This window comes from Vibrio sp. SCSIO 43097, assembly GCF_023650755.1.
Lineage (GTDB): Bacteria > Pseudomonadota > Gammaproteobacteria > Enterobacterales > Vibrionaceae > Vibrio > Vibrio alginolyticus.
Genome location: NZ_CP071840.1, coordinates 1,550,842 through 1,573,406, shown reverse-complemented (window position 1 = coordinate 1,573,406; position 22,565 = coordinate 1,550,842). Strand labels below are relative to the sequence as shown.

General features: G+C 44.9%; 19 protein-coding genes. 6 read left to right on the top strand and 13 right to left on the bottom strand.

The window, feature by feature from the left end; genetic code table 11:
- Nucleotides 1-47: 47 nt before the first annotated feature.
- Nucleotides 48-698: a 7-carboxy-7-deazaguanine synthase QueE gene (gene queE / locus J4N40_RS08200; RefSeq protein ID WP_053307054.1), complete on the bottom strand. Its 651-nt coding sequence runs from the start codon at nt 696-698 to the stop codon at nt 48-50.
- Between the two features lie 216 nt (nt 699-914).
- Between queE and J4N40_RS08195 the strand changes: the two genes are divergently transcribed.
- Nucleotides 915-1,724: a Cof-type HAD-IIB family hydrolase gene (locus J4N40_RS08195; protein WP_005377294.1), complete on the top strand. Its 810-nt coding sequence runs from the start codon at nt 915-917 to the stop codon at nt 1,722-1,724.
- Between the two features lie 160 nt (nt 1,725-1,884).
- Here the strand turns inward: J4N40_RS08195 and J4N40_RS08190 are convergent, their stop codons facing one another.
- From J4N40_RS08190 to J4N40_RS08145, 10 genes are all read right to left on the bottom strand, one after another.
- A complete protein-coding gene (locus J4N40_RS08190) occupies nt 1,885-3,330 on the bottom strand; it encodes a bifunctional NUDIX hydrolase/phosphatase PAP2 family protein (protein WP_005377292.1) in 1,446 nt (481 codons plus the stop codon).
- A gap of 385 nt (nt 3,331-3,715) precedes the next feature.
- Nucleotides 3,716-5,047, bottom strand: coding sequence for a trypsin-like serine protease (locus tag J4N40_RS08185; protein ID WP_005377291.1), 1,332 nt, complete (start codon nt 5,045-5,047; stop codon nt 3,716-3,718).
- Nucleotides 5,048-5,238: 191 nt separating this feature from the next.
- The gene (locus tag J4N40_RS08180) at nt 5,239-5,718 is read right to left on the bottom strand and encodes a GNAT family N-acetyltransferase (RefSeq protein ID WP_005377290.1); all 480 of its coding nucleotides are present in this window, start codon (nt 5,716-5,718) and stop codon (nt 5,239-5,241) included.
- 189 nt (nt 5,719-5,907) lie between these two features.
- Nucleotides 5,908-7,785, bottom strand: coding sequence for a propionyl-CoA synthetase (locus J4N40_RS08175; protein ID WP_005377288.1), 1,878 nt, complete (start codon nt 7,783-7,785; stop codon nt 5,908-5,910).
- Between the two features lie 77 nt (nt 7,786-7,862).
- Entirely contained in the window at nt 7,863-9,059 is a 1,197-nt protein-coding gene (gene prpF, locus J4N40_RS08170) for a 2-methylaconitate cis-trans isomerase PrpF (protein WP_005377286.1), read from the bottom strand.
- Nucleotides 9,060-9,068: 9 nt separating this feature from the next.
- On the bottom strand, nt 9,069-11,660 hold the full coding sequence (gene acnD / locus J4N40_RS08165; protein ID WP_250654459.1) for a Fe/S-dependent 2-methylisocitrate dehydratase AcnD: 2,592 nt from the start codon (nt 11,658-11,660) through the stop codon (nt 9,069-9,071).
- A gap of 156 nt (nt 11,661-11,816) precedes the next feature.
- Nucleotides 11,817-12,959: a bifunctional 2-methylcitrate synthase/citrate synthase gene (prpC, locus tag J4N40_RS08160; protein ID WP_005377283.1), complete on the bottom strand. Its 1,143-nt coding sequence runs from the start codon at nt 12,957-12,959 to the stop codon at nt 11,817-11,819.
- 132 nt (nt 12,960-13,091) lie between these two features.
- Entirely contained in the window at nt 13,092-13,988 is an 897-nt protein-coding gene (prpB, locus tag J4N40_RS08155; RefSeq protein WP_005388185.1) for a methylisocitrate lyase, read from the bottom strand.
- 12 nt (nt 13,989-14,000) lie between these two features.
- Entirely contained in the window at nt 14,001-14,714 is a 714-nt protein-coding gene (locus tag J4N40_RS08150) for a GntR family transcriptional regulator (RefSeq protein ID WP_250654458.1), read from the bottom strand.
- A gap of 264 nt (nt 14,715-14,978) precedes the next feature.
- Nucleotides 14,979-15,377, bottom strand: a complete 399-nt coding sequence (locus J4N40_RS08145) for a GFA family protein (RefSeq protein WP_054576992.1) — start codon at nt 15,375-15,377, stop codon at nt 14,979-14,981.
- 266 nt (nt 15,378-15,643) lie between these two features.
- On the opposite strand from J4N40_RS08145, the gene J4N40_RS08140 reads away from it, so the two are divergent.
- The 5 genes from J4N40_RS08140 to J4N40_RS08120 all read left to right on the top strand — a co-directional run bounded on the left by J4N40_RS08140 (nt 15,644) and on the right by J4N40_RS08120 (nt 20,541).
- Nucleotides 15,644-16,615, top strand: coding sequence for a tripartite tricarboxylate transporter substrate binding protein (locus tag J4N40_RS08140; RefSeq protein ID WP_005388181.1), 972 nt, complete (start codon nt 15,644-15,646; stop codon nt 16,613-16,615).
- Between the two features lie 238 nt (nt 16,616-16,853).
- Nucleotides 16,854-17,348 (top strand): tripartite tricarboxylate transporter TctB family protein, encoded by a 495-nt coding sequence (locus J4N40_RS08135; RefSeq protein ID WP_005388179.1) that lies wholly within the window; start codon nt 16,854-16,856, stop codon nt 17,346-17,348.
- Between the two features lie 19 nt (nt 17,349-17,367).
- Nucleotides 17,368-18,894, top strand: coding sequence for a tripartite tricarboxylate transporter permease (locus J4N40_RS08130; protein WP_005388177.1), 1,527 nt, complete (start codon nt 17,368-17,370; stop codon nt 18,892-18,894).
- A 279-nt stretch (nt 18,895-19,173) separates the two neighbouring features.
- Nucleotides 19,174-19,689 (top strand): P-loop NTPase family protein, encoded by a 516-nt coding sequence (locus J4N40_RS08125; protein WP_017633773.1) that lies wholly within the window; start codon nt 19,174-19,176, stop codon nt 19,687-19,689.
- An 81-nt stretch (nt 19,690-19,770) separates the two neighbouring features.
- Nucleotides 19,771-20,541, top strand: a complete 771-nt coding sequence (locus tag J4N40_RS08120) for a sulfite exporter TauE/SafE family protein (protein ID WP_017633772.1) — start codon at nt 19,771-19,773, stop codon at nt 20,539-20,541.
- A 293-nt stretch (nt 20,542-20,834) separates the two neighbouring features.
- Here J4N40_RS08120 and J4N40_RS08115 read toward each other — a convergent pair whose 3' ends face one another.
- Together J4N40_RS08115 and J4N40_RS08110 are read right to left on the bottom strand one after the other, a co-directional pair.
- Nucleotides 20,835-21,806 carry a TAXI family TRAP transporter solute-binding subunit gene (locus J4N40_RS08115; RefSeq protein ID WP_005388171.1) on the bottom strand — a complete coding sequence of 324 codons (972 nt, stop codon included), beginning with the start codon at nt 21,804-21,806 and terminating at the stop codon, nt 20,835-20,837.
- A gap of 259 nt (nt 21,807-22,065) precedes the next feature.
- The gene (locus J4N40_RS08110; RefSeq protein ID WP_017821699.1) at nt 22,066-22,431 is read right to left on the bottom strand and encodes a hypothetical protein; all 366 of its coding nucleotides are present in this window, start codon (nt 22,429-22,431) and stop codon (nt 22,066-22,068) included.
- Nucleotides 22,432-22,565 lie beyond the last annotated feature (134 nt).

Here is a 22,565-nt window from a genome sequence, read left to right as displayed (position 1 = left end):
CCGGGATTAGATAGAAAAGCCACTTCGAATGATGACGAGCCTCTCGTCTAAGCAATACTCAAATATTTATGAGTTTGAACAGACAAACGCCAATTGCGGGCAATACACGTATCAATACACAATTGCGTAGCACGAAGCTTCTGGCTAATTGGTTGTAGTGCAATGATAGTCTCAGCCGCTACGTTCGCATTTGCTAAAAGCTCATCAAGGTGGTCGATGTCTTTCTGGGTGCCGACTGGATGCTTAATCTCATTTGCCCGCTCTAATGCGCTATTAAGCACTGGTAATTTACCTTTCATTGCTACTTTTGGTGACACTGTCACCCACGTATTTTCTGAAGTAATCACTTCTGATGTGCCACTGGTTTCAATTTGGCATTGGCACCCCATATCTTCAAACGCCTTTGTTAAAGGGCGCAGATCATAAATACAAGGCTCTCCACCAGTAATCACGATATGCTTAGCATTAAAGCCTTGCTGTTGATATTGCTCTACGATGTTCTCGGCAGATGCAACACACCACGTCGGAGAATCTTCCGTTTTCACCAGAATATCGCCTATTTGACGTTGATCATTCTCATCTGCATACCACGTTTGTTTGGTATCGCACCATGAGCAACCAACCGGACACTCTTGAAGCCGAACAAAAACAGCAGGGACTCCAGTGAAAACCCCTTCCCCTTGGATGGTTTCAAACATCTCATTTAGCTTATACAACGCAGAACTCACTCAACTCATAACATTTCGAGGCGAAGACCATAATGGACACGCGTGTCTAGGTCAATTTAAACCAAAAATTAATTGTTAAAATAGACCATTTTGTAGTTTCATAGCGTAATGAATATAGGTTTCTGGTTAACGTTAAACCAAGCCTTATTCACTGACAGCTCCCAAAAAACTTTAAGGTAAGAAATGATGTATAAACTGATCGCACTAGATATGGATGGCACGCTACTCAATAGTGATAAAGCCATTTCTGAAGAAAACAAACAAGCGATCGCAAGAGCTCGAGAAGCAGGCGTTACTGTCGTTCTCGCTTCTGGTCGCCCATTAGAAGGAATGCAAGACAAGCTCGACGAACTGAATATCCATTCCGATCGAGATTTTGTTCTTTACTATAACGGTTCGATGGTCAAGAACGTAGGCACAAACGACATCATCCACCAGCAAATCATAGATGGTAAAGCTGCAAAATTGGTGGCGCGAAAAGCCGAAGAGCTAGGTGCGTACGTCCATGCTTTTAGTCAAGTTCATGGTTTAATCACCAACGAGCACAACTCTTACACCGATATTGAAGCAAAGATAAATGGCTTAAATGTCACCGAGATGAACTTCGAATCACTAGAAGACGATCATCCAATCATCAAAGCTATGATGGTTGCAGAGCCAAGCAAACTAACAGAAGTTATAGCAGCACTGCCAGCTGAAATGCGCGAAGCGTTTACGGTTGTTCAAAGCGCTCCGTTTTTCCTTGAGTTTCTTAACCCTGCGAGCAACAAAGGTATTGGTGTTGCCGCAATTGCCGAGTATCTGGGAATTAAACCGGAAGAAGTTATCTGTATGGGTGACGCAGAAAATGACCACCACATGCTGAAATACGCTGGCCTTGGTATCGCGATGGCAAATGCAATGGAAGAAACCAAGCAAATCGCTGACTACATTACGGCAAGTAATGATGAGCACGGTGTCGCTAAAGCTATAGAAAAGTTCGTGCTCAATGCATAGCCCTTTCCGCCATGTCTGTTGCGTTAAGCTTCTTACGTTTAACACCCCTAGCCGTCCAAGATAGGCAAGCGGCGTTTTTCGTGGACTAAACGTGTAAAAGCCTTGCTGTAATGCAAGGCTTTGTTTTTACTCAAATACTAATAGATAACAAATACAGCCATCAATCTAGCAACGTTTTGCTCGGTTGGTTTTCACAAGTCAGCTTCCTTGCAAGCAGCATAAATAACAACATTAATAATGGATAATGTAACGTCGACAAGACTAATGACCACAAACCGCTAAACGATACGATAATAGCCGAGTACAAATAGAGTTGATCAACAAGCAACAATGCCAGCGTTACAAAGATCATCTGCCGAGTATCTAAATGTGCTTTCGACTCTTTAAATGTCATGACCAACGCTGATGCAGTGATTAAAATTGCTAGCCAGCGACCAAACACAGGTAATGGCCAGATGACGGAGATGACCGCTGTTGCCGCAGTCATAATGAACCAGACGCCTTTTGAGCTTAGAACTTGATCAACGTTCACATCTTGATTTGTTTCCAGTCGAAGAACATGCCAAGCCACCAAGCTGCCTAACAGCGCGCCAAATAACATATCTAAAATAAAGGCACTGCCGAGGAAAAACTTACCTAACACCACAGTAAGAGTGATGAACACGAAGACTGCCGTTGTTCCATTCAAACCAAAATACTGGGTTCTATGAAACAAGAACGTCAGCACACAAAACCACACAGCGATAGGCAAGCTAGGAAAACTAAAGCCAAAGCTGTGCGTTAACTCCATCATTGGTATATAGACATGTGGGCGCGGTAGCGAAAAGCCTTGTTGAGCGACAAGCACCATAAGCGACGTTGCACTAATTGCGAAAAAGAGTCGGTACACAAACCGGCTACCAAAGCGCATCATGGCAAAAGGAAATAGAAAGAGTAGTACCGTCGGTTCTGTCAGATCTATAACGAGTTTCGAGATCTGACTAGCTACCTCGTAACTCGTTTCTGACAACGCCCCTACCCAACTCTGTAAATCTATCAGCCACGCCAATTCAACCTGACGAAATGAAGGCGCGGATTCGATCAACTGAGTCACATAAGATACTGATTGCTTGGTAGCTTGATCAAAAAACTGAGTGGCTTGTGGCCATTGCTCAGGATAACGATATAAAGATGATGGTAATTCAGATGGGCTAAGCAACATCGCTGACGCAACTTCTACTCCATAATGAGGGGCAAACCAAATAGGCAGTTCATTTCCACCTAAAGAATTATTCATAGAAAAAGCGATAATGTCAGAGTCTGATATACAGTCGTAAAAAACCGCAGTGTCCGTTCTGCCAAGCTCCTCTCCAACCGTAACCACTATACCGGTTTCTTCCCACGTTTCTCGTTGAGCAGCAACTTGTGGAGACTCACCATCAATAATGGTTCCGCCAGGTAGAGAAATCTTATCCGTTAATACTTCATGAACTAACACTAACTTGTCATCAGCGCGAACAATACAGAGCGCTCCTTTAACTTCGCTCGCAGTGGCTTTAGCCGTAGAGATCGGTGAAACAGGTAACAAAATAAAACAAAGGATGAGTAATAACAGCTGTCTCAACACAAAATATGACCTTAAATAAACATAATGATAACCAATGAATCATGGCAGTTAATCTTATCTTTTTCGACAAAAATTAAGTAACGAGTTATGCCAAACTGAGTTGATCGCGTAAAACCTGATCTCAACGCTCACTGGAGAATAATTTAATGCAAACCTGACAAAAATCAGACAAAACATAAAATGTTGATCGCAATTCTGCCAGTTATATAAAGATAACGTCAGGACAAAGTCATACACATTTTGTGGGTTCTCATAGTTGACACAATAAAAAAGGGCTTATTATTCGCAAACAATAAACCCTAGTTATGATAACTATGTACTGATCGTTGAAACCAAGAATGAATCTTATCTCATGGTCAACGAATCAAGTTCACTGGCCCGATAGTTAGTTAGACGTGCAATTCGCATCGCCTACTTTTTGCCAAACACCCCAAGGCCCTGAGTCTGCTGGATTATCACCTTGAGTCCACCACTGCGCTTGCCAAACTTTACCATTCCAAGTAACCGTATCTCCTTTGAGATACACTAAGCTGGCTTGCCATACAGTTGTACAGCTATCTGTGGGAGGCGTTGTCACCGTTTTCGCTTGAGCGGATACTAACGCTTGGTATTGTGTGCTGGTCTTATCAACGTTGAAGTTCAAAGCCACTCTTGCTTCTCCGCTCTGAGTAGCACCAAATTCAACATCAACACGACAACTTGCATTCATTGCTAACGTCGCCTGAGAGCACTGATCATTGGCAATAACAGCTGCATCAGTAACACCCGAAGCAAACGCGCGAACATTTTCCACAGTGAAGGTGGTGCTCCCTGAATTCTGGATAACAAAGCTATGTTGCTGTAACTCCCCAACATTAAATGATGCCAGTGTCTGTTCGGTGGTGTATCCAACAGAAACATTTTCTTTTGGTGGTGTTGCTGTTCCGATAACACCATCGACAAAATTGCGCATAGCAGCGATATCGCTATAAACCCCATACATACCAGGACGAGCACAACCTATTCCCCAACTGACCACACCAAGTTGAGTGATTACACCACTGCGATTAATAACGATTGGACCACCACTATCTCCCTGACAAGAATCTATCCCACCTTGAGGAATACCCGCACAGAATGACACTTCTCCAACCGTTGTGTAGTTGCCACCGGCTTGACGGCAAGTCATATCCGACACAAGTGGGACGTCAACCTCTTGCAATCGAGACGGAGAGCTTCCTCCTTCAGAAGTTCGCCCTAAGCCAGCAACACTAAGCCAATCTCCGATGCTCGCGTATTGCGTTAGACTACCATTCGCAATCTCAACTGAAGAAACACCTTGAGGCACAGAGTCGAGCTTCAATACCGCGAGGTCATGAGAAAGCGTCGCGCGGCGATATGCCGGGTGCATATGGATCTCACTGACGTTTGCACGAACACCATCACTACCGTTATAAACAACGCCACCGATTTTAACCGCAATCTGACTCGGAGAATCACCCTCAACACAATGTGCAGCAGTCAGGACGTAACCATTCCCGATATAACTGGCCCCACAATACGATCGGTTACCATAACGACTAACAATTTGGGTGTAGAATTTCCAGTCACGTGGGTCGGCAGTTACTCCGCCTACGATCTGGGGTTGGATAGTGTGATTTTGCGTCTGTGACAAATCATCAGCACTTGCGAACATTGGCAAAACGGCTAAAGCAAGTAACGATTTTGTTAGTTTCAAAATATTGTCCTCTTGTTTTTGTAAGCACGATCCTCGTGCTACTAATAAACAAGCAGACAAAAACGCCGATACCAATGTGGGTGCATATCAATTTATTAACATTGCGAGCAACTTATAGAGAAAAGTCTATTGACGAACTGAATGATTTCAATTCGAATGAACCTAAATCACAATATTAAAGTTAAATACGATTATTCGTTCAGCGGTTTTCTTAAATAGTGGATATGATGTGCAAATCCTTGTTTTTCATACAAAGATATTGCGCCCTGGTTAAAATGCCATACTTCAACAAACATCTGTTTTGCACCGTAATCAGAGAACGTTGACTCAATTTTATTAATCAAAGCCTGCGCCGTACCTTGTTTTCGATATTCAGGCAGCACATAGAGCTCATCCACGCTTCCCATCATAACTGGCTGGCTGACGGTAGAAATAAGTTCACAGAAGTGACCAGAAATAAAGCCAATAATTTCATCTCCTTGTTTTGCTACGTAAACAAGGCACTCAGGGTCGTCAATATATCGAGCAATGCTTTTTTCTTGTTCTATCTCCTCTGCCGTTTTGAAAAGCTCAGGAGATTGAAGATGATGCTCATCATGAAGCTCGAACATAAGATCGTTGAGCAACTCTAGGTCGCTAAAACACGCAGGTTTAATCGCAAACGTGGTCATACAAAGGGTCACTAAAAATGGAATGGCTGTAGTTTGTGAGGAAAACGTCGTATTGGCAAGTCACAAATGCTTTCACGATACGTTTGTACTGTTTGAACAACAAAAAGGCCCCTGTACTTAATAAACGTACAGAGGCAGAACCAACCTACAGAGTTCGAGGATCAGGGGTTAGTTAGAATTGAGTTTTTATCAGCGTCGTAGCACTCGCTCAATTTCGTTCAAGCTACTTGGGTCATCAATCGTTGACGGAACGGTGTATTTTTCACCATCAGCTATTTGACGTATAGTTCGACGCAAAATTTTACCTGACCGTGTTTTCGGTAAACGGTCTACAACCAACGCATGCTTGAAGCAAGCAACTGCACCTATCTCACTACGCACTTTGCCCACAAGCTCACCTTCAAGGTCTAGCTCATCCACTTTGACGCCGTCTTTTAGTACCACAAAACCAAGTGGAAGCTGACCTTTTAGATCATCGTGGATACCAACCACCGCACATTCTGCAATCGCTGGGTGGCCTCCTACTATTTCTTCCATTTCACCTGTCGACAATCGGTGTCCCGCGACATTAATCACGTCATCAATACGTCCCATAATAAACAGGTAACCGTCTTCATCCAGATAGCCACCATCACCTGACACGTAGTAGCCTGGGAACTGGCTAAGATAACCAGTTTCAAAACGGTCATGATTACGCCAAACCGTTGGCAGACAACTTGGTGGTAGCGGACGTTTTAATGCGACAAAGCCTTGTTGGTTAGGCCCGACAGCCTCTCCAAGTTCATTCAGAATTTCGACCTGATAACCCGGAATGGGCTTCGTCGAAGAACCAGCTTTAACTGGCATCATTTCGACACCTGTCGGGTTGCCAGCGATGGCCCAGCCCGTCTCGGTTTGCCACCAGTGGTCAATAACGGGCTTGTCCGCTTTGCTCTGAACCCACTCCAGTGTCGGAGGGTCAAGGCGTTCTCCCGCCATAAAGATGGTTTTCAGATTCGACAAGTCGTGCTGTTTTAAGTGCTCGCCTTCCGGGTCCTCTTTCTTAATCGCACGAAACGCCGTTGGTGCAGAGAACAACGCATCTACTTTATATTCATCACACACTCGCCAAAATGCGCCAGGATCCGGTGTTCGAACAGGCTTGCCTTCGAATAGGATAGTAGTGCAACCGTGAATCAGTGGAGCGTAAACAATGTAAGAGTGCCCTACTACCCAGCCCACATCAGATGCCGCCCAAAAGACGCCATCTTGAGGAATGTTATAGATTGCGCTCATGGAGTACTTCATCGCGACAGCATGGCCACCGTTATCACGCACAACGCCTTTCGGCTTACCTGTCGTGCCCGATGTATAAAGTATGTAGAGCGGATCGGTTGCTAACACCGGAACACAACCATGTGGCAGCGCTTGTTTGTACTCTCGCTGCCAATCTAAGTCTCTTTCTTGGTTTAGCTCAGCGTCGCACTCTGGACGTTGGAAAACAAACACTTTCTCAGGCTTCCAACGGCTGTCCATAATGGCTTTGTCTACCATTGGTTTGTATGGAATGACTTTGTTGATCTCAATCCCGCACGACGCCGTCATGATCACTTTCGGCTCTGCATCTTCAATTCGTACAGCAAGCTCATTAGGTGCAAAACCACCGAATACTACGGAATGAATCGCCCCCAAACGCGCGCAGGCAAGCATCGCCATTGCGGCTTCTGGGATCATCGGCATATAAATAACGACTCGGTCGCCTTTTTCAACACCTTGAGCAGACAGCATGCCAGCAATTTTTGCTACTTGGTCACGTAGGTCGCTATAGGTGTACGTGGCTTTACGACCTGTCACTGGCGAGTCATAAATGAGTGCAGTATTATCACCGCGTCCTTGCTCGCAATGGTAATCTAATGCTAACCAGCACGTATTCATTACACCATCTGGAAACCAACGTTCTATGCCGTTTTCATCAGATTTCAAGATAGTTTTAGGAGATTCAAACCAATCGAGATTCTCCGCTTGAGCGCGCCAAAAACTCTCCGGTTCATTCTTCGCCCATAAGTATTCTTTTTCGTATGAAGACATATTGCTTCCTCCAGTATGTCCTGACATTGCTCTCGTTCTACTCAAAGATCGCTCTTTTAATCCAAAGATCGTCTCTTTTAATCGAAGACATAGAAGGGTACACGCACAAATCCCTCCATCAGTATTCTCGCACTTCGGCTCATAATGGCTTTTTGCACCACCCAGCCCTGCTCAGTTTGCTTCGCTTGTGCCCCAACTTTTAACGTTCCTGACGGGTGACCAAAAGTCACGGACTCTTTTTCACCGCCACCAGCGGCTAAATTCACTAACGTTCCGGGCACACACGCAGCAGAAGCAATAGCAACGGCTGCTGTTCCCATCATTGCATGATGTAGCTTGCCCATCGACAGCGCGCGAACGAGCACATCAATATCCGACTCATTAACGGCTTTACCACTTGAAGACAGGTAACTTTTCGGTTTAGAAACAAACGCTATTTTCGGCGTATGTTGGCGTGTTTGAGCTTCTTCTAAATCAGAAATCAGGCCCATTTTTAACGCGCCATATGCGCGGATGGATTCGAACATCGCTAATGCTGTGTCATCGTTGTTGATATCGTCTTGCAGCTCGGTGCCCTGATATCCTATCGATTCAGCATCAATAAAAATGGTTGGTATGCCCGCGTTAATAAAGGTCGCGTTAAACGTACCTACGTCCGGTACCACTAAATCATCGACTAAGTTGCCTGTTGGGAACATGCTGCCTTCGCCATCAGAAGGGTCAACGAAATCGACTTGAATCTCAGCGGCTGGAAACGTCACGCCATCAAGCTCAAACTCGCCGGTTTCCTGGACAAAACCATTAACAATTGGAACGTGAATCAAGATGGTTTTGCTGATGTTCACCTGCCAAACACGCACCGTCACAATGCCATTTTCTGGAATGCGATCTTGTGGAATCAGCCCAGCATGAATGGCGAAGGGACCAACTGCCGCAGACAAGTTGCCGCAGTTACCACTCCAATCGACGAATGGTTTGTCGATCGACACTTGACCAAATAAGTAGTCAACATCGTGATCGGCTCTGCTGCTGCGCGAAACAATCACTGTTTTACTGGTGCTTGACGTCGCGCCCCCCATGCCATCAATTTGCTTCGCGTAAGGATCAGGGCTGCCAATAACGCGTAGCAACAGTTTGTCACGTGCGGCTCCAGCCACTTGCGCTTCTTGAGGTAAATCCTCTAGGTTGAAAAAGACACCTTTACTCGTGCCGCCACGCATGTACGTCGCGGGCACTTTTATTTGGCTTGTTTGATTCGGAGTATTATTTGACATACGCACTCCTTATTGTGCCAAGAAATCTTGCGCGAAACGCTGCAGAACACCGCCCGCGTTGTACACGTGAACTTCGTCAGCGGTATCTAAGCGACAAGTAACCGGAACATCGACTTTATCGCCGTTGCTGCGTGTGATAACCAGCGCTAAATCAGCGCCCGGCTTGATTTCTCCAACCACGTCGTAAAGTTCCGTACCATCCAGCTCTAGCGTATTGCGGTTAACGCCCGACTTGAATTGCAGTGGTAGTACGCCCATGCCAACCAAGTTAGTACGGTGAATACGCTCAAATCCTTCAGCAACAATGGCTTCTACGCCTGCCAGTCGAACGCCTTTTGCTGCCCAGTCACGGGATGACCCCTGACCGTAATCCGCGCCAGCCACCACGATCAATGGTTGTTTACGATTCATGTAGGTTTCAATCGCTTCCCACATACGAACCACCTGCCCTTCTGGCTCTACACGCGCCAGAGATCCCTGCACGACTCCGCCGTTTTCCTTCACCATTTCATTGAACAACTTTGGGTTAGCGAAGGTCGCGCGTTGCGCCGTTAAGTGGTCACCACGGTGAGTCGCGTAAGAGTTGAAATCTTCTTCTGGCACACCCATTTTCGCTAAGTATTCACCTGCTGCGCTGCTTGCGAGAATCGCGTTGGATGGTGATAAGTGATCAGTGGTGATGTTGTCGCCCAGAATCGCCAATGGACGCATACCAGACAATGTTCTTTCTCCCGCTAGCGCACCTTCCCAGTACGGTGGTCGGCGGATATAGGTACTCATCGGACGCCAGTCGTACAGCGGGTTGGGATTTTGCTCTTGATCATTCAGCTTAAACATCTGAATGTAAACTTGCTTAAACTGCTCAGGTTTAACATGAGTACCGACAACTGCATCGATCTCTTCATCGCTTGGCCACAAATCATTTAAGTAAATTGGTTTGCCATGTTGGTCAGTGCCAAGCGCATCGCGCTCGATATCAAAACGAATGGTACCGGCCAGCGCATAAGCGACAACCAATGGTGGTGAAGCCAAGAAAGCTTGTTTGGCGTACGGATGGATTCGACCATCAAAGTTACGGTTACCAGAAAGCACCGCTGTCGCATATAAATCACGGTCGATGATCTCTTGTTGGATTTTTGGATCCAGCGCACCACTCATACCGTTACAAGTTGTACATGCGTAACCAACAATGCCAAAGCCAAGCTTCTCTAGCTCTGGTAATAAGCCCGCTTCTTCCAGATACAAGCGTGCAACTTTAGAACCCGGAGCAAAAGACGATTTCACCCACGGTTTACGTACAAGACCAAGTTCGTTGGCTTTCTTCGCCACAAGGCCAGCAGCAACCACGTTTCTTGGGTTACTGGTATTCGTACATGAGGTAATAGCAGCGATGATCACTGCACCATCTGGCAACTCGCCTTCTTTCTCTTCCCACGCTCCAGAAATGCCGCGCTGTGCCAACTCAGAAGTTGGTAAACGACGATGAGGGTTTGACGGACCAGCCAAGTTACGGCTAACTGATGATAAATCGAACTCAAGTACGCGCTCGTAAACTGCGCTATCAAGATCGTCTGCCCAAAGACCGGTTTGTTTTGCGTAATTTTCTACTAAAGCAACTTGTTCTTCATCTCGACCAGTTAGTTTCAAGTAATTGATGGTCTGCTCATCAATATAAAACATGCCAGCTGTTGCGCCGTATTCTGGTGTCATGTTTGAAATCGTTGCGCGGTCTCCGATCGTTAGATCACGTGCGCCTTCTCCAAAGAATTCAAGATATGAAGATACCACACGCTCATTACGAAGAAACTCAGTAATCGCGAGGACAATATCCGTTGCGGTAATGCCCGGTTGACGTTTACCCGTCAGTTTGACACCGACAATATCTGGTAGACGCATCATTGATGGTCGGCCAAGCATGACGGTTTCTGCTTCCAGACCACCGACACCTATCGCAATAACACCAAGAGCGTCTACGTGAGGCGTGTGACTGTCCGTACCCACACAGGTGTCAGGGTAGGCAATGCCCTGCTTTGCTTGTACCACAGGAGACATTTTTTCCAAGTTGATTTGGTGCATGATGCCATTCCCAGCTGGAATCACGCTGACGTTTTCAAACGCTGTTTTACACCACTCAATAAAGTGGAATCGGTCTTCATTACGGCGCTCTTCAATCGCGCGGTTTTTGTCGAAGGCATCAGGGTCAAAGCCCGCATGTTCAACCGCTAAAGAGTGGTCAACGATCAATTGTGTCTCAACCACTGGGTTCACTTTTGCAGGATCACCGCCCTGATCTGAAATGGCATCGCGCAGACCCGCTAAATCGACTAGAGCGGTCTGACCAAGAATGTCATGACAAACAACGCGTGCTGGATACCAAGGAAAATCAAGATCGCGTTTGCGTTCAATTAACTGTTTCAGGCTATCTGTCAATGTGTTCGGGTCACAGCGGCGGACCAGTTGCTCAGCTAGCACGCGAGAGGTATAAGGGAGTGTTTCATAGGCTCCAGGAGAAATGGCATTGACGGCTTCGCGTGCATCAAAATAATCCAGTTGAGTTCCCGGAAGCGGCTTACGATATTGAGTATTAATATTTGTGTTCATGGTTTGCTTCCATTCAGTCTTTACATCTTGCCTTCATCAAGGTTTTCCATTGCTCCAGAAACACAGTGATGAGAGGATCTCCTTCCTCTGTTAGAGAGAATGACAAAGGAAGGAGGTGGTCAACCAAAGCATATAATGCCCTCGTTGACCTTCGCGCTAGCGATTCTCGATAGGCACCCATTCTTGATGATCTGGGCCCGTATAATCGGCACTTGGGCGAATAATACGGTTATTGGCACGCTGTTCATAAACGTGTGCAGCCCAGCCCGTTAAACGACTCATCACAAAGATTGGGGTAAATAGTTTGGTTGGAATGTCCATGAAGTGGTAAGCCGATGCATGGAAGAAGTCCGCATTACAGAACAGACCTTTCTCTCGTTTCATCACTGATTCAACACGCTCAGAAACCGCATATAGATGTGTATCACCAACTTGTTTCGATAGCTCTTTGGACCAGCGTTTTATTAAGGCGTTGCGAGGGTCACTTTCACGATAAATCGCATGACCAAATCCCATGATCTTGTCTTTATTGGCTAGCATTTTCATGATGTTCGCTTCCGCCTCGTCGGGCGTTTGCCAATCTTCAATCATTTCCATCGCCGCTTCGTTCGCACCACCGTGAAGTGGCCCACGAAGCGTACCGATTGCTGCCGTGATACAAGAATGGATGTCTGACAACGTTGATGCACAAACGCGTGCTGCGAATGTAGAAGCATTAAACTCATGTTCAGCATAAAGAATGAGCGAGCAATGCATCACTTGTTTGTGCAGCGCAGATGGCGCTTTGTCTGTAAGTAATCGTAAGAAGTAACCACCGATGCAATCTTCAGTCTGATCCTCGGTGTTGATACGCACGCCATCATGACTAAAGCGGTACCAGTAACAGATGATGGCAGGGAACAAGGCTAGCATACGTTCGGTTGCTTTCAGTTGCTCCTCGAAGCTCATTTCTTGCTCTAGGTTACCCAATACAGAACAACCCGTGCGCATTACGTCCATTGGGTGTGCGCTTGCAGGAATTAACTCTAAAGCTTGTTTTAGCTCGGCTGGCAAACCTCTAAGGCTGAGTAGGTGTGTCTTGTATGCATCGAGTTCTTGTTGATTCGGCAAGTGACCGCGTAACAGAAGGTGAGCCACTTCTTCAAACTGTGCGTTGTTCGCAAGATCAGTAATATCGTATCCACGATAAGTTAAACCAGTTCCCGTTTTTCCGACAGTACATAAAGCTGTGCTTCCTGCGCTTTGACCACGAAGGCCTGCGCCACCTAATTCTGCTTTCTTTTCTGCAGTTTGAGACATTGTTTGAACTCCTTTTCTGTCTGACTTTTCCCTCTCTGGGGTGTTTTTAGCCAAACGAATTTCACGTTATTAGATGAGATAAATTCCGATTATCTTTTTCTTGGGCTTCCGTTTATTTTTGCTTTTCCCCCGCTATTTCCCTTCAGAGAATAACTGGTCAAGTTTGTCTTCGTAGTCGTGGTAATTCAGGTGCTGATACAACTCTTTACGTGTTTGCATCGAATCAACCAGTGCTTCCTGATTACCCACTTCTAGCAAATGTTTGTAGACCGTTTCAGCAGCTTTGTTCATGGCACGGAACGCACTTAATGGATAAAGCACCATGTCCACTTTTGCTTTCGCTAGCTCATCGCAGCCATACAGCGGTGTCGCGCCAAATTCTGTAATATTCGCCAGAATAGGAACGTGCTTTCCGGTCGCTTGCTCAAGCGCATTTGAAAACTGAAGGTACTGGTCCAGCTTGTTCATCGCTTCTGGGAAGATCATGTCTGCGCCAGCTTCCACACACGCAATCGCGCGCTCGATTGCGCTGTCCATGCCTTCAACAGCTAACGCGTCAGTACGAGCCATAATCACGAAACTTTCATCATTGCGTGCATCAACCGCGGCTTTTACACGATCAACCATCTCTTGCTGGCTGACTATTGCTTTGTTCGGACGATGACCACAACGTTTCTGTGCGACTTGGTCTTCCATGTGCACCGCTGCCGCGCCCGCTTTTTCCATCGCTTTGATCGTGCGAGCAATGTTAAATGCACCGCCAAAGCCCGTGTCGATATCAACCAAAAGAGGCAAATCACATGCGTTAGTAATACGGTCAACATCAACCAAAACGTCGTTTAATGTTGTGATACCGAGATCCGGCAATCCGTATGACGCATTTGCGATACCACCACCAGACAAGTAGATCGCTTGGTGACCCAAGTTTTTTGCCATCATGGCGCAATACGGGTTTATAGTGCCGACAATTTGTAGTGGATTATTTTGTTCAATGGCGAGTCTGAATTTCGCTCCCGGTGTTAAGCTCATGACGAATTCCTTCTAGTCTTTGTCTAAACTTCCTGTATGTATAATTTGAGATTGGATGAGCTTTCGACTTCCTGATATGTGTCTTCTCATCAACATTTCTGCAAGCTCTTCATCGCGATTGCGAATGGCTTCCAAAATGAATTTGTGTTCGGTGAGCGCCTCATTCGGGCGAGATTGCGCACGTGGCGACTGGTAACGATACATCCGTAATAAGTGATAGAGTTCATCACACAGCAGAGATATTAACTTACTGTTTCTGCTCGCTTGGATGATGCGATAGTGAAAATCAAAGTCACCATGTTGATGGAAGTAAGACGCGCCTTCCATTTGGTCTATATGCTTGGAATGTGTCGACAATAGCATTTCCAAGCTTAAGAGCTCTTCTTGCGTAATGTGTCGCGCAGCTAACCTTGCCGCCATGCCTTCCAATGCTTCTCGAACTGCATAAAGTTCTATCAGCTTTTCCGGAGAAAAAGTGGTCACTCTGGCCCCAACATGAGGAATTCGCTCGATGAGCCCTAGCCCCTCTAAGCGCATCAATGCTTCACGCAAAGGCCCACGACTGACTTGATATTTCTTTGCTAGCTCAGGCTCTGATATCTTATGGCCAGGCTTCACGTCGCCATTAACAATGACTTCAATGAGTGTTTCGGTCAGCGTTTCGGATTTGGTGTGTTCTTTCTCAGAACCCAGCACTTTATAACGAGCTTTCAACTCAGAGTTCATATTCAGATACTCTTGTTACCGACATCGAAATGTCTACAATTTCTTAACCTGAATATAAAGTAGTCGATCAAAGTGTCGACAATCAAGTAAATTGTCGACAATTTAGACTAAGGTCGTAATTTAAATGGGCCTAAAATGCCCGTTAAGTGCCTTTTTTAGCAGAAATAAAGAATGGTGAGTTCACATTGTCGACAACTTATAAACCTTTAAGCTTATGATCTAAAAACTAAAAGCTCAGCTGTCGAACAATAATCGGATAAAAAACTATTCTTTAGGTACAAATTGATCAAAGACTTGTTGCGAAGTCATCTTTTGTGAAGCGGAATTGAGGTCATAATAAGCTGGCTTTTCATCGGTAAAAATCTCTAAAGTGAGTTTGAAATCTGGGTTATCGAACAAACCAGCGGAAAGAATGTACTCACCTGTCGGCAACAAATGATAGAAAAGGTTTGTGCCGCATTCGCCACAAAAACCTCTCACCGCCCAGTCAGACGATTGATAACGCTTTGGCTCGGCCCCCTTAAACGTCACGTTAGACCCACAATGCACCGCATGAAGTGCGCCACTCGACCATTTTCGACACATAGAGCAATGGCACAGGCTAACCTCATTTTTAACCTCAGCGATGACTTCAATTGCGCCGCACAAACACGTCCCTTTCATTCTCTTTTCCTCGTTCATTTTCCGTCATTTAATTATGGCCTACCAAAGCGTAAAGCCGCGTGACCTAACACCAACTTCTCGCCGTGAACTTTATGAACAAAATAACCGAAATGCTCAATATTCTCTTTATATCTCTTTTACAGACAGATATTTAACACTTAATTAACCTTTACACCAAGTTCAGCTTTAACGCTTACAAGGCATGACAACTGAGCAAAAACAATAAGGCTCAACTAAATAGAGTCGCTAACATAAGGAACGTGAACATGTTAAAGGTACTCAAACCAACGCTCGCCGCTTCAATCATCGCAGCTTCATTTTCATTCAACGCTCTTGCTGCAGATATTGAAAAAATGCACTTTCTTATCCCTGGAGGTGCCGGTGGCGGTTGGGACATGACCGCCCGAGGTACTGGTGATGTATTAATAAAATCAGACATCGTCGAAACCGTATCATTTCAAAACCTATCTGGTGGTGGCGGTGGCAAAGCAATCGCACATTTGATTGAAACGGCTGATCGTCAAGAAGATACACTCATGGTGAACTCAACACCGATCGTCGTTCGCTCGCTCAGTGGGATCTTCCCACAATCTTTCCGCGACTTGACTCCTGTTGCCGCAACGGTTGCCGATTATGGCGCCATTGTTACATCAGCCGATTCTCCTTATAGCTCTTGGGAAGATGTCGTTAAAGCTTTTAAAGAAAACCCACGTAAGGTGAAGGTTGCTGGTGGCTCTGCTCGTGGTTCTATGGATCATTTGGTTATAGCAGCAGCTTTCAAAGGTGAAGGTTTTGATGCGCGTAAAGTTCGTTACATTGCCTATGATGCAGGTGGAAAAGCCATGGCAGCCCTACTTTCAGGCGAAACACAACTGCTCTCTACAGGGCTAGGTGAAGTACTCGAAATGTCTAAGTCTGGGCAAGTGAAAGTGTTAGCGATTACAGCACCAAAACGTTTAGAAGCTGCGCCTAATATTCCAACTCTCACCGAATATGGTAATGAAACTGTCTTTGCTAACTGGCGTGGATTCTTTGCAGCACCAGGCACAAGCCAAGAAAAGCTAGATGAATGGAATGCCGCATTTACTAAAATGTATAACACCGACGAATGGCAAGTCGTTCGAGACCGCAATGGTTGGATCGACAACTATAAAGCGGATAAAGCATTCTTCGCGTTTCTTGAAGATCAAGAGCAACAGATGGGTGACTTAATGCGCGAGTTAGGCTTCCTGAAGTAACAATCGAATTGGGGTCCCTCAGATACCAACCTCAATGAATAACGTAAGTTGGTATTTCCCCATTGTATTTGCACTCTAAGTTTCACCGCATATGGACATTGTCGACAATCGGCATGCACACTCCTTTGTTTATATACCCAAAGCGGCTCGACTAGCAGCGAAATGCTTAATTGTTAATGGTTTAGTTTATTCATTGACGTCCATATGCGGTCTTTTTTACTTTTGTTAGGAGTTGAATATGCCTCGTTCAACCAACTTTTTCACCAAAGAGTATTTGCTCTGTCGTGACCGCGTCGGCGCAATGATCTTTCTACTCTTCTGTCTTTGCTACGGTTATCAAACCTCGCAGATTCCATTATTTCCAGGTGATGAGTATGAACCATTCACCGCACGTACTCTGCCAACCATCTTGACTTACGTTGGTGTCGGCCTTTCTTTGCTATTGCTGGTGACAGGACAACCAGATAAACAAAGTGGCGCAGTGCTGACCTTCAATTGGAAGTTACTGATTGCCTTTTTAATTTTAATGGCGCTCTACGGCGTGGGCCTGACTTACTTAGGTTTTGTGATAGCTACTGGCTTCTTTTTATTGGCTGGCTTTTATCTGCTCGGGGAAAGACGTAAACCCGTTCTGTTTGGCGCGTCGTTTCCATTCGTGATCGCGTTCTACTTATTACTCACTCAAGGTTTGGACATCTATCTCGAACCGGGTTTGATTTTCACCATCTGGTAGTCAAAGAAAGGACTGAATTATGTTAGATGGAATTCTACAAGGTTTATCCACCGCAGTAATGCCAATGAACATTATGATGGTGATCGTTGGTTGCTTCGTCGGTACATTTATCGGCATGTTACCTGGACTTGGGCCGATCTCAGCCATTGCTTTGATGATCCCAATTACTTATGGCCTAGAGCCCTCCTCTGGCCTTATTTTAATGGCGGGTGTTTATTACGGTGCGGTATTTGGTGGCTCTACATCGTCGATTTTAATTAACGCGCCGGGTTGTTCTTCAACCGTGGTCACAGCATTCGACGGCTACCCAATGGCTCAAAAAGGCCAGGCAGGTAAAGCATTAGCTTTGGCAGCTTATTCGTCTTTCACTGGCGGTACGCTATCTGCCATTATGTTGCTTGTTGCCGCACCAGCATTGGCTAGCGTCTCCCTTAGCTTCCAATCGTCGGACTATTTTGCGTTGATGCTACTTGGGTTATCAGCAGTCGCGGCTTTTGCGGGGAAAGGTCAGGTAATCAAAGCGTGGATGATGACCATTCTTGGTTTGATGCTATCTACAGTTGGAATCGATAAAGGCGTAGGCGTTGAACGCTTTACCTTCGGTTTAACGGATTTAATGGATGGCTTTAGCTTCTTGTTGCTTGCAATGGCGACATTCGCACTGGGTGAGACACTGATGGGCATCCTTAAACCATCAAAAGACACCAGCGATGAAGAACAAGAAAAGCTGAGCAACATTGGCTCAATGAAAGTGACCAAGGAAGAAATCAAAGATGTTGCGCCTGTTTCAATTCGCTCTTCAATATTAGGTTTCTTCACTGGCGTTCTTCCTGGCGCAGGGGCAACCATTGCTGCTTTTTTAAGCTACGGTATGGAGCGCAACCTCGCACCTAAAGAGAAAAAGGATGAGTTCGGTAAAGGCAGTATCCGTGGTTTGGTTGCGCCAGAGTCTGCGAACAATGCAGCATCTAGTGGTTCATTTGTACCGCTATTAACGCTTGGTATTCCGGGCTCTGGTACAACAGCAATAATGCTCGGTGCGCTGATCGCTTATGGTATTCAACCTGGCCCTCGCCTATTTGTTGAACACCCAGATGTGTTCTGGTCAGTGATCATTTCCATGTACTTCGGCAACATCGTACTTGTGATCCTGAACTTACCATTGATTCCGTACATTTCAAAGCTTTTGGCGGTTCCAAGAACGGTGCTTCTACCGATGATTTTATTCTTCTCAATCACCGGGGTTTATTTGGTCTCTTTTAACACTATGGATGTGTTCGTGATGCTGATTGTGGCTATGGCTGCCATTGCACTTCGGCTCGCTAACTTCCCGCTCGCACCTTTATTGCTGGGCTTCATCCTTGGAGGATTAATGGAAGAGAACTTACGCCGCGCATTAATGATTTCAGATGGAGAACTGAGTTTCCTATGGGAGCGTCCTATTACCCTTACCTTTACTGTTTTAGCTGTATTGGTATTGGCAAGTCCACTAATCGTAAAGCTGATTCAAAAGTTTAAAGCACAGCCAGTCAGCGTTGAGCAGTAATCGCTGTCTCTTTCAACCTAGATAAAGCCATCCATCGTGATGGCTTTATCTTCCCCCTTCCAAATCGTTCGCTTGTTGTACAGATGGTATTGACAAATCACTGTCGTTATATGAAGGTGATTGTATGAACACACACTTAGCGCAACTTAACCAACGAATTATCATCATTCCATAGGAATGGTGGGATTTTTTGATGCGCTCAGTATTTATCGAACCCACCCATAGCGGTGGGTTTTCTGTCTCTACCGTATGGGAAAAGCTCTCTTGGAGGCGGTCACAATGCAAAAAATAGCAGTTTTTGGTAAACCCGGCAGTGGAAAATCGACGGTAAGTAAAGTAATCGCGTCGGCTACCGGTCTTCCTCTTCATCAATTAGATTCAATAGTCTATAAACCAAACGGTGATCCCGTTGAGCGTAGCGTTTTTGATGAAGCTCATAGCAATATACTAAGCTCAGATCGTTGGATTATAGATGGCCTTGGACCGATCAGCTCTTTCAACGCTCGTTTAGATGCAGCCGATACTCTCATTTATATTGATCTACCATACTCAGTAAGCTATTGGTTTGTGACGAAACGTCTCCTTAAAGGACTATTCATTAAACCTGAAGGATGGCCTGATGGTAGTTCGGTACTGAAAGGAACGTTACAAAGCTACAAAGTTCTTCAGCAATGCCCTGCATTCTGGAATGATGACTTTATGTCTCGCCTCGAGGGGTACTCTCAAACTAAAGCCGTTCATGTCATCAAAAACGTTACAGAACTGAACAATTTTGTTTTAGAGCGGGTAAAGTAAACCTCATATCAGAACGTTAGAGCATGTGGGTTAGATCATCTGAAGCTCTAACAATGAAAAAGAACATAACAAGGATTGCTTATGCTTTTAGAACTAGCACTTTTATTCGTTGCTGGCGTAATTGGTGGGATCATTAACTCCATAGCGGGAGGCGGAAGCTTTATTACTTTTCCGGCTCTATTGGCAGTTGGTGTTCCTCCTATTATGGCTAACGCAACAAACACATATGCTTCATGTGCGGGTTACATTAGTGGAGCCGTCGGGTTCAGAGAAGAGATCATGAAGAACAAGCATGAACTGCTGTTCACAGTCTCATTCAGTTTAGTCGGCGGCGCTGTCGGAGCATATCTGTTGCTCAACACGCCAGAATCGCTATTTATGGAAGCCATCCCTTGGTTACTCTTATTTGCCACCGTGCTTTTTCTCATCGGTTCTCGTTTAACAATGCTAATCAAAACTGTCGCGAAAGAGCACAAACATGCTGGCATACTCGGAGCAATCGCGTTGGGTTTACTACTTGTTGGTGTCTCTGCTTACGGTGGTTTTTTCAACGCAGGTTTAGGGGTTATTGTTCTGAGCTATCTGGTAGTAGCTGGCCACCAAGACATTAATTTAATGAACGGTTTGAAATTGCTCGTATCTACGTGTGTTTCACTCATTGCTATCGTGATTTTTGTTGCCAATGGCTCCATTGACTGGCACACAGGTAGTGTTGTTTTGGTCGGTACGTTGGTAGGTGGGTATCTTGCAGCTCGTGTCTCTCGTCAACTGAATCCTAATCATGTTAAAGGGTTTGTTGCTCTTTCTTCTATTCTCATCACTATCTACTTTTTCATTGATGTTTATGTTTAAGCAAAACTTGTACAAGTGGATAACACTCCTACAAAAACGCCAGCGCGAAAGATTAATGCAGATGGCTTAACGATTTTTTGTGTCACTCCAGCGAGGTTAGGAATCTAATAGCACTACACTGAGCGGCTAATGAAACCATTTTGATCACAAAGTGCTCGGATGGAAGATCCTGTATCACGCTCCTTCGTCGCTGTACAGGATGACGAGAAATAGAAATATGCCACTCGCGGTTAAACGAGTGGCATTGATCGAGAAAGATGGCGTTTTACATCAATAATAAGAGAAAGTAACGCTTACTTAATCAGCCCTACTTCTTTGTAGTATTTTAGCGCACCTGGGTGAAGAGGCGCAGATAAACCGTCTTTTACCATTTCCTCTTTCTTCAAGTTTGCAAACGCTGGGTGGAGACGGCGGAAATCATCGAAGTTTTCAAATACCGCTTTAACCACGTTATAAACCACATCTTCTGGTACCGCAGTAGAAGAAACAAACGTCGCGCCCACACCAAAGGTTTGAACATCACTATCTGTGCCACGATACATACCACCTGGGACATTTGCGACACGATAGAAGCTGTTGTCTGCAACCAGTTTTTCTACATTAGGTCCAGCTACCGTTACGATATTACTATCACACGACGTAGTGGCTTCTTTAATCGCTCCACTTGGGTGACCAACGGTATAAATCATCGCATCAATTTTGTTATCACAAAGTGCTTTTGATTGCTCTGCTGCTTTTAACTCAGAGACAAGCTTAAAGTCGTCGTTACTCCAACCATACTGGTTCATTAGCACTTCCATAGTACCTCGCTGACCAGAACCAGGATTACCAATGTTAACGCGCTTACCTTTCAAATCATCAAAAGTTTTGATGTTCGCGTCTTTACGTGCAACGACAGTAAACGGTTCTGGATGAACGGAGAATACGGCGCGTAGCTCTTTAAAAGGCCCGCTTTCTTCAAACTTACTGGTTCCTTTGTAAGCATGATACTGCCAGTCTGATTGCGCGATACCGAGGTCCAATTCACCAGCACGAATAGTGTTGATGTTATAAATCGATCCCCCAGTACTTTCTACCGAACAACGGATACCGTGATCTTCTCGCGATTTGTTAACCAAGCGACAAATAGCGCCACCAGTCGGATAATAAACCCCTGTTACGCCACCGGTACCAATCGTGACAAACGTTTCCTCCGCAGACGCAGAAAAGCCTGTTGTGAGTGCCGCCAAAGAAGCCGCAAGTGCGATTTGCTTAAACTTAAACATTGAACATCCCTTTTACTTGTGTTGATGACCGTTTAAGTATAGCAACCGTTAACAATTTGATAACGTTTGAGTTCTCATCCTTGGCGGTTAGCTTAGTAATCACCATTTTATTGGCATATTCTGCCGTTATATAATGGCTCTATATAAGCGTAAACCGTATAGTCTAGAAAATTAAATCTTTAGACTGATATGTCCATTCTAAATTATCTATTAAATAGAAATACTCAGGTCAAATTACTATAATCTTGTTAAATAACCTTTATTCTATATAAATATGATGAGTTATAACTCCAGCCAGAAGACATGATGTACTTGAAATAAATAATACGAATGAGAGAACAAACAATCGTTGAATATGAATTGGAACCTTATCCCTCTTCTCTAACATTTTATATCGTTTCGCATGAAAAGTGCTCAGAAAAACAGTTCCATATTGTAATACTCCGTGACCTGATAAGAATATATTCAGAGTGTAGTATCGAACTCCATTATCAAGAGCATCTTCAAGATACTTCAACCACTTGGATTTCAAATAAATAACAAACAAAAACCAAGCAAATATACCTAAAATTCCAACCGTAGTCAGATAAATCACTAAATCTGATGCTAAACTGATATCTTCCATCTTCGACTACTTATTAAGTTGAGTTTTATATAATTCTGTTCCCAAATACTCACCAGTCGAACTACCATATTTTGTTATTGAGTATCTAATTACACCCTTCACTACAAAAAATTCTTAAACACACTTTTTGTGAA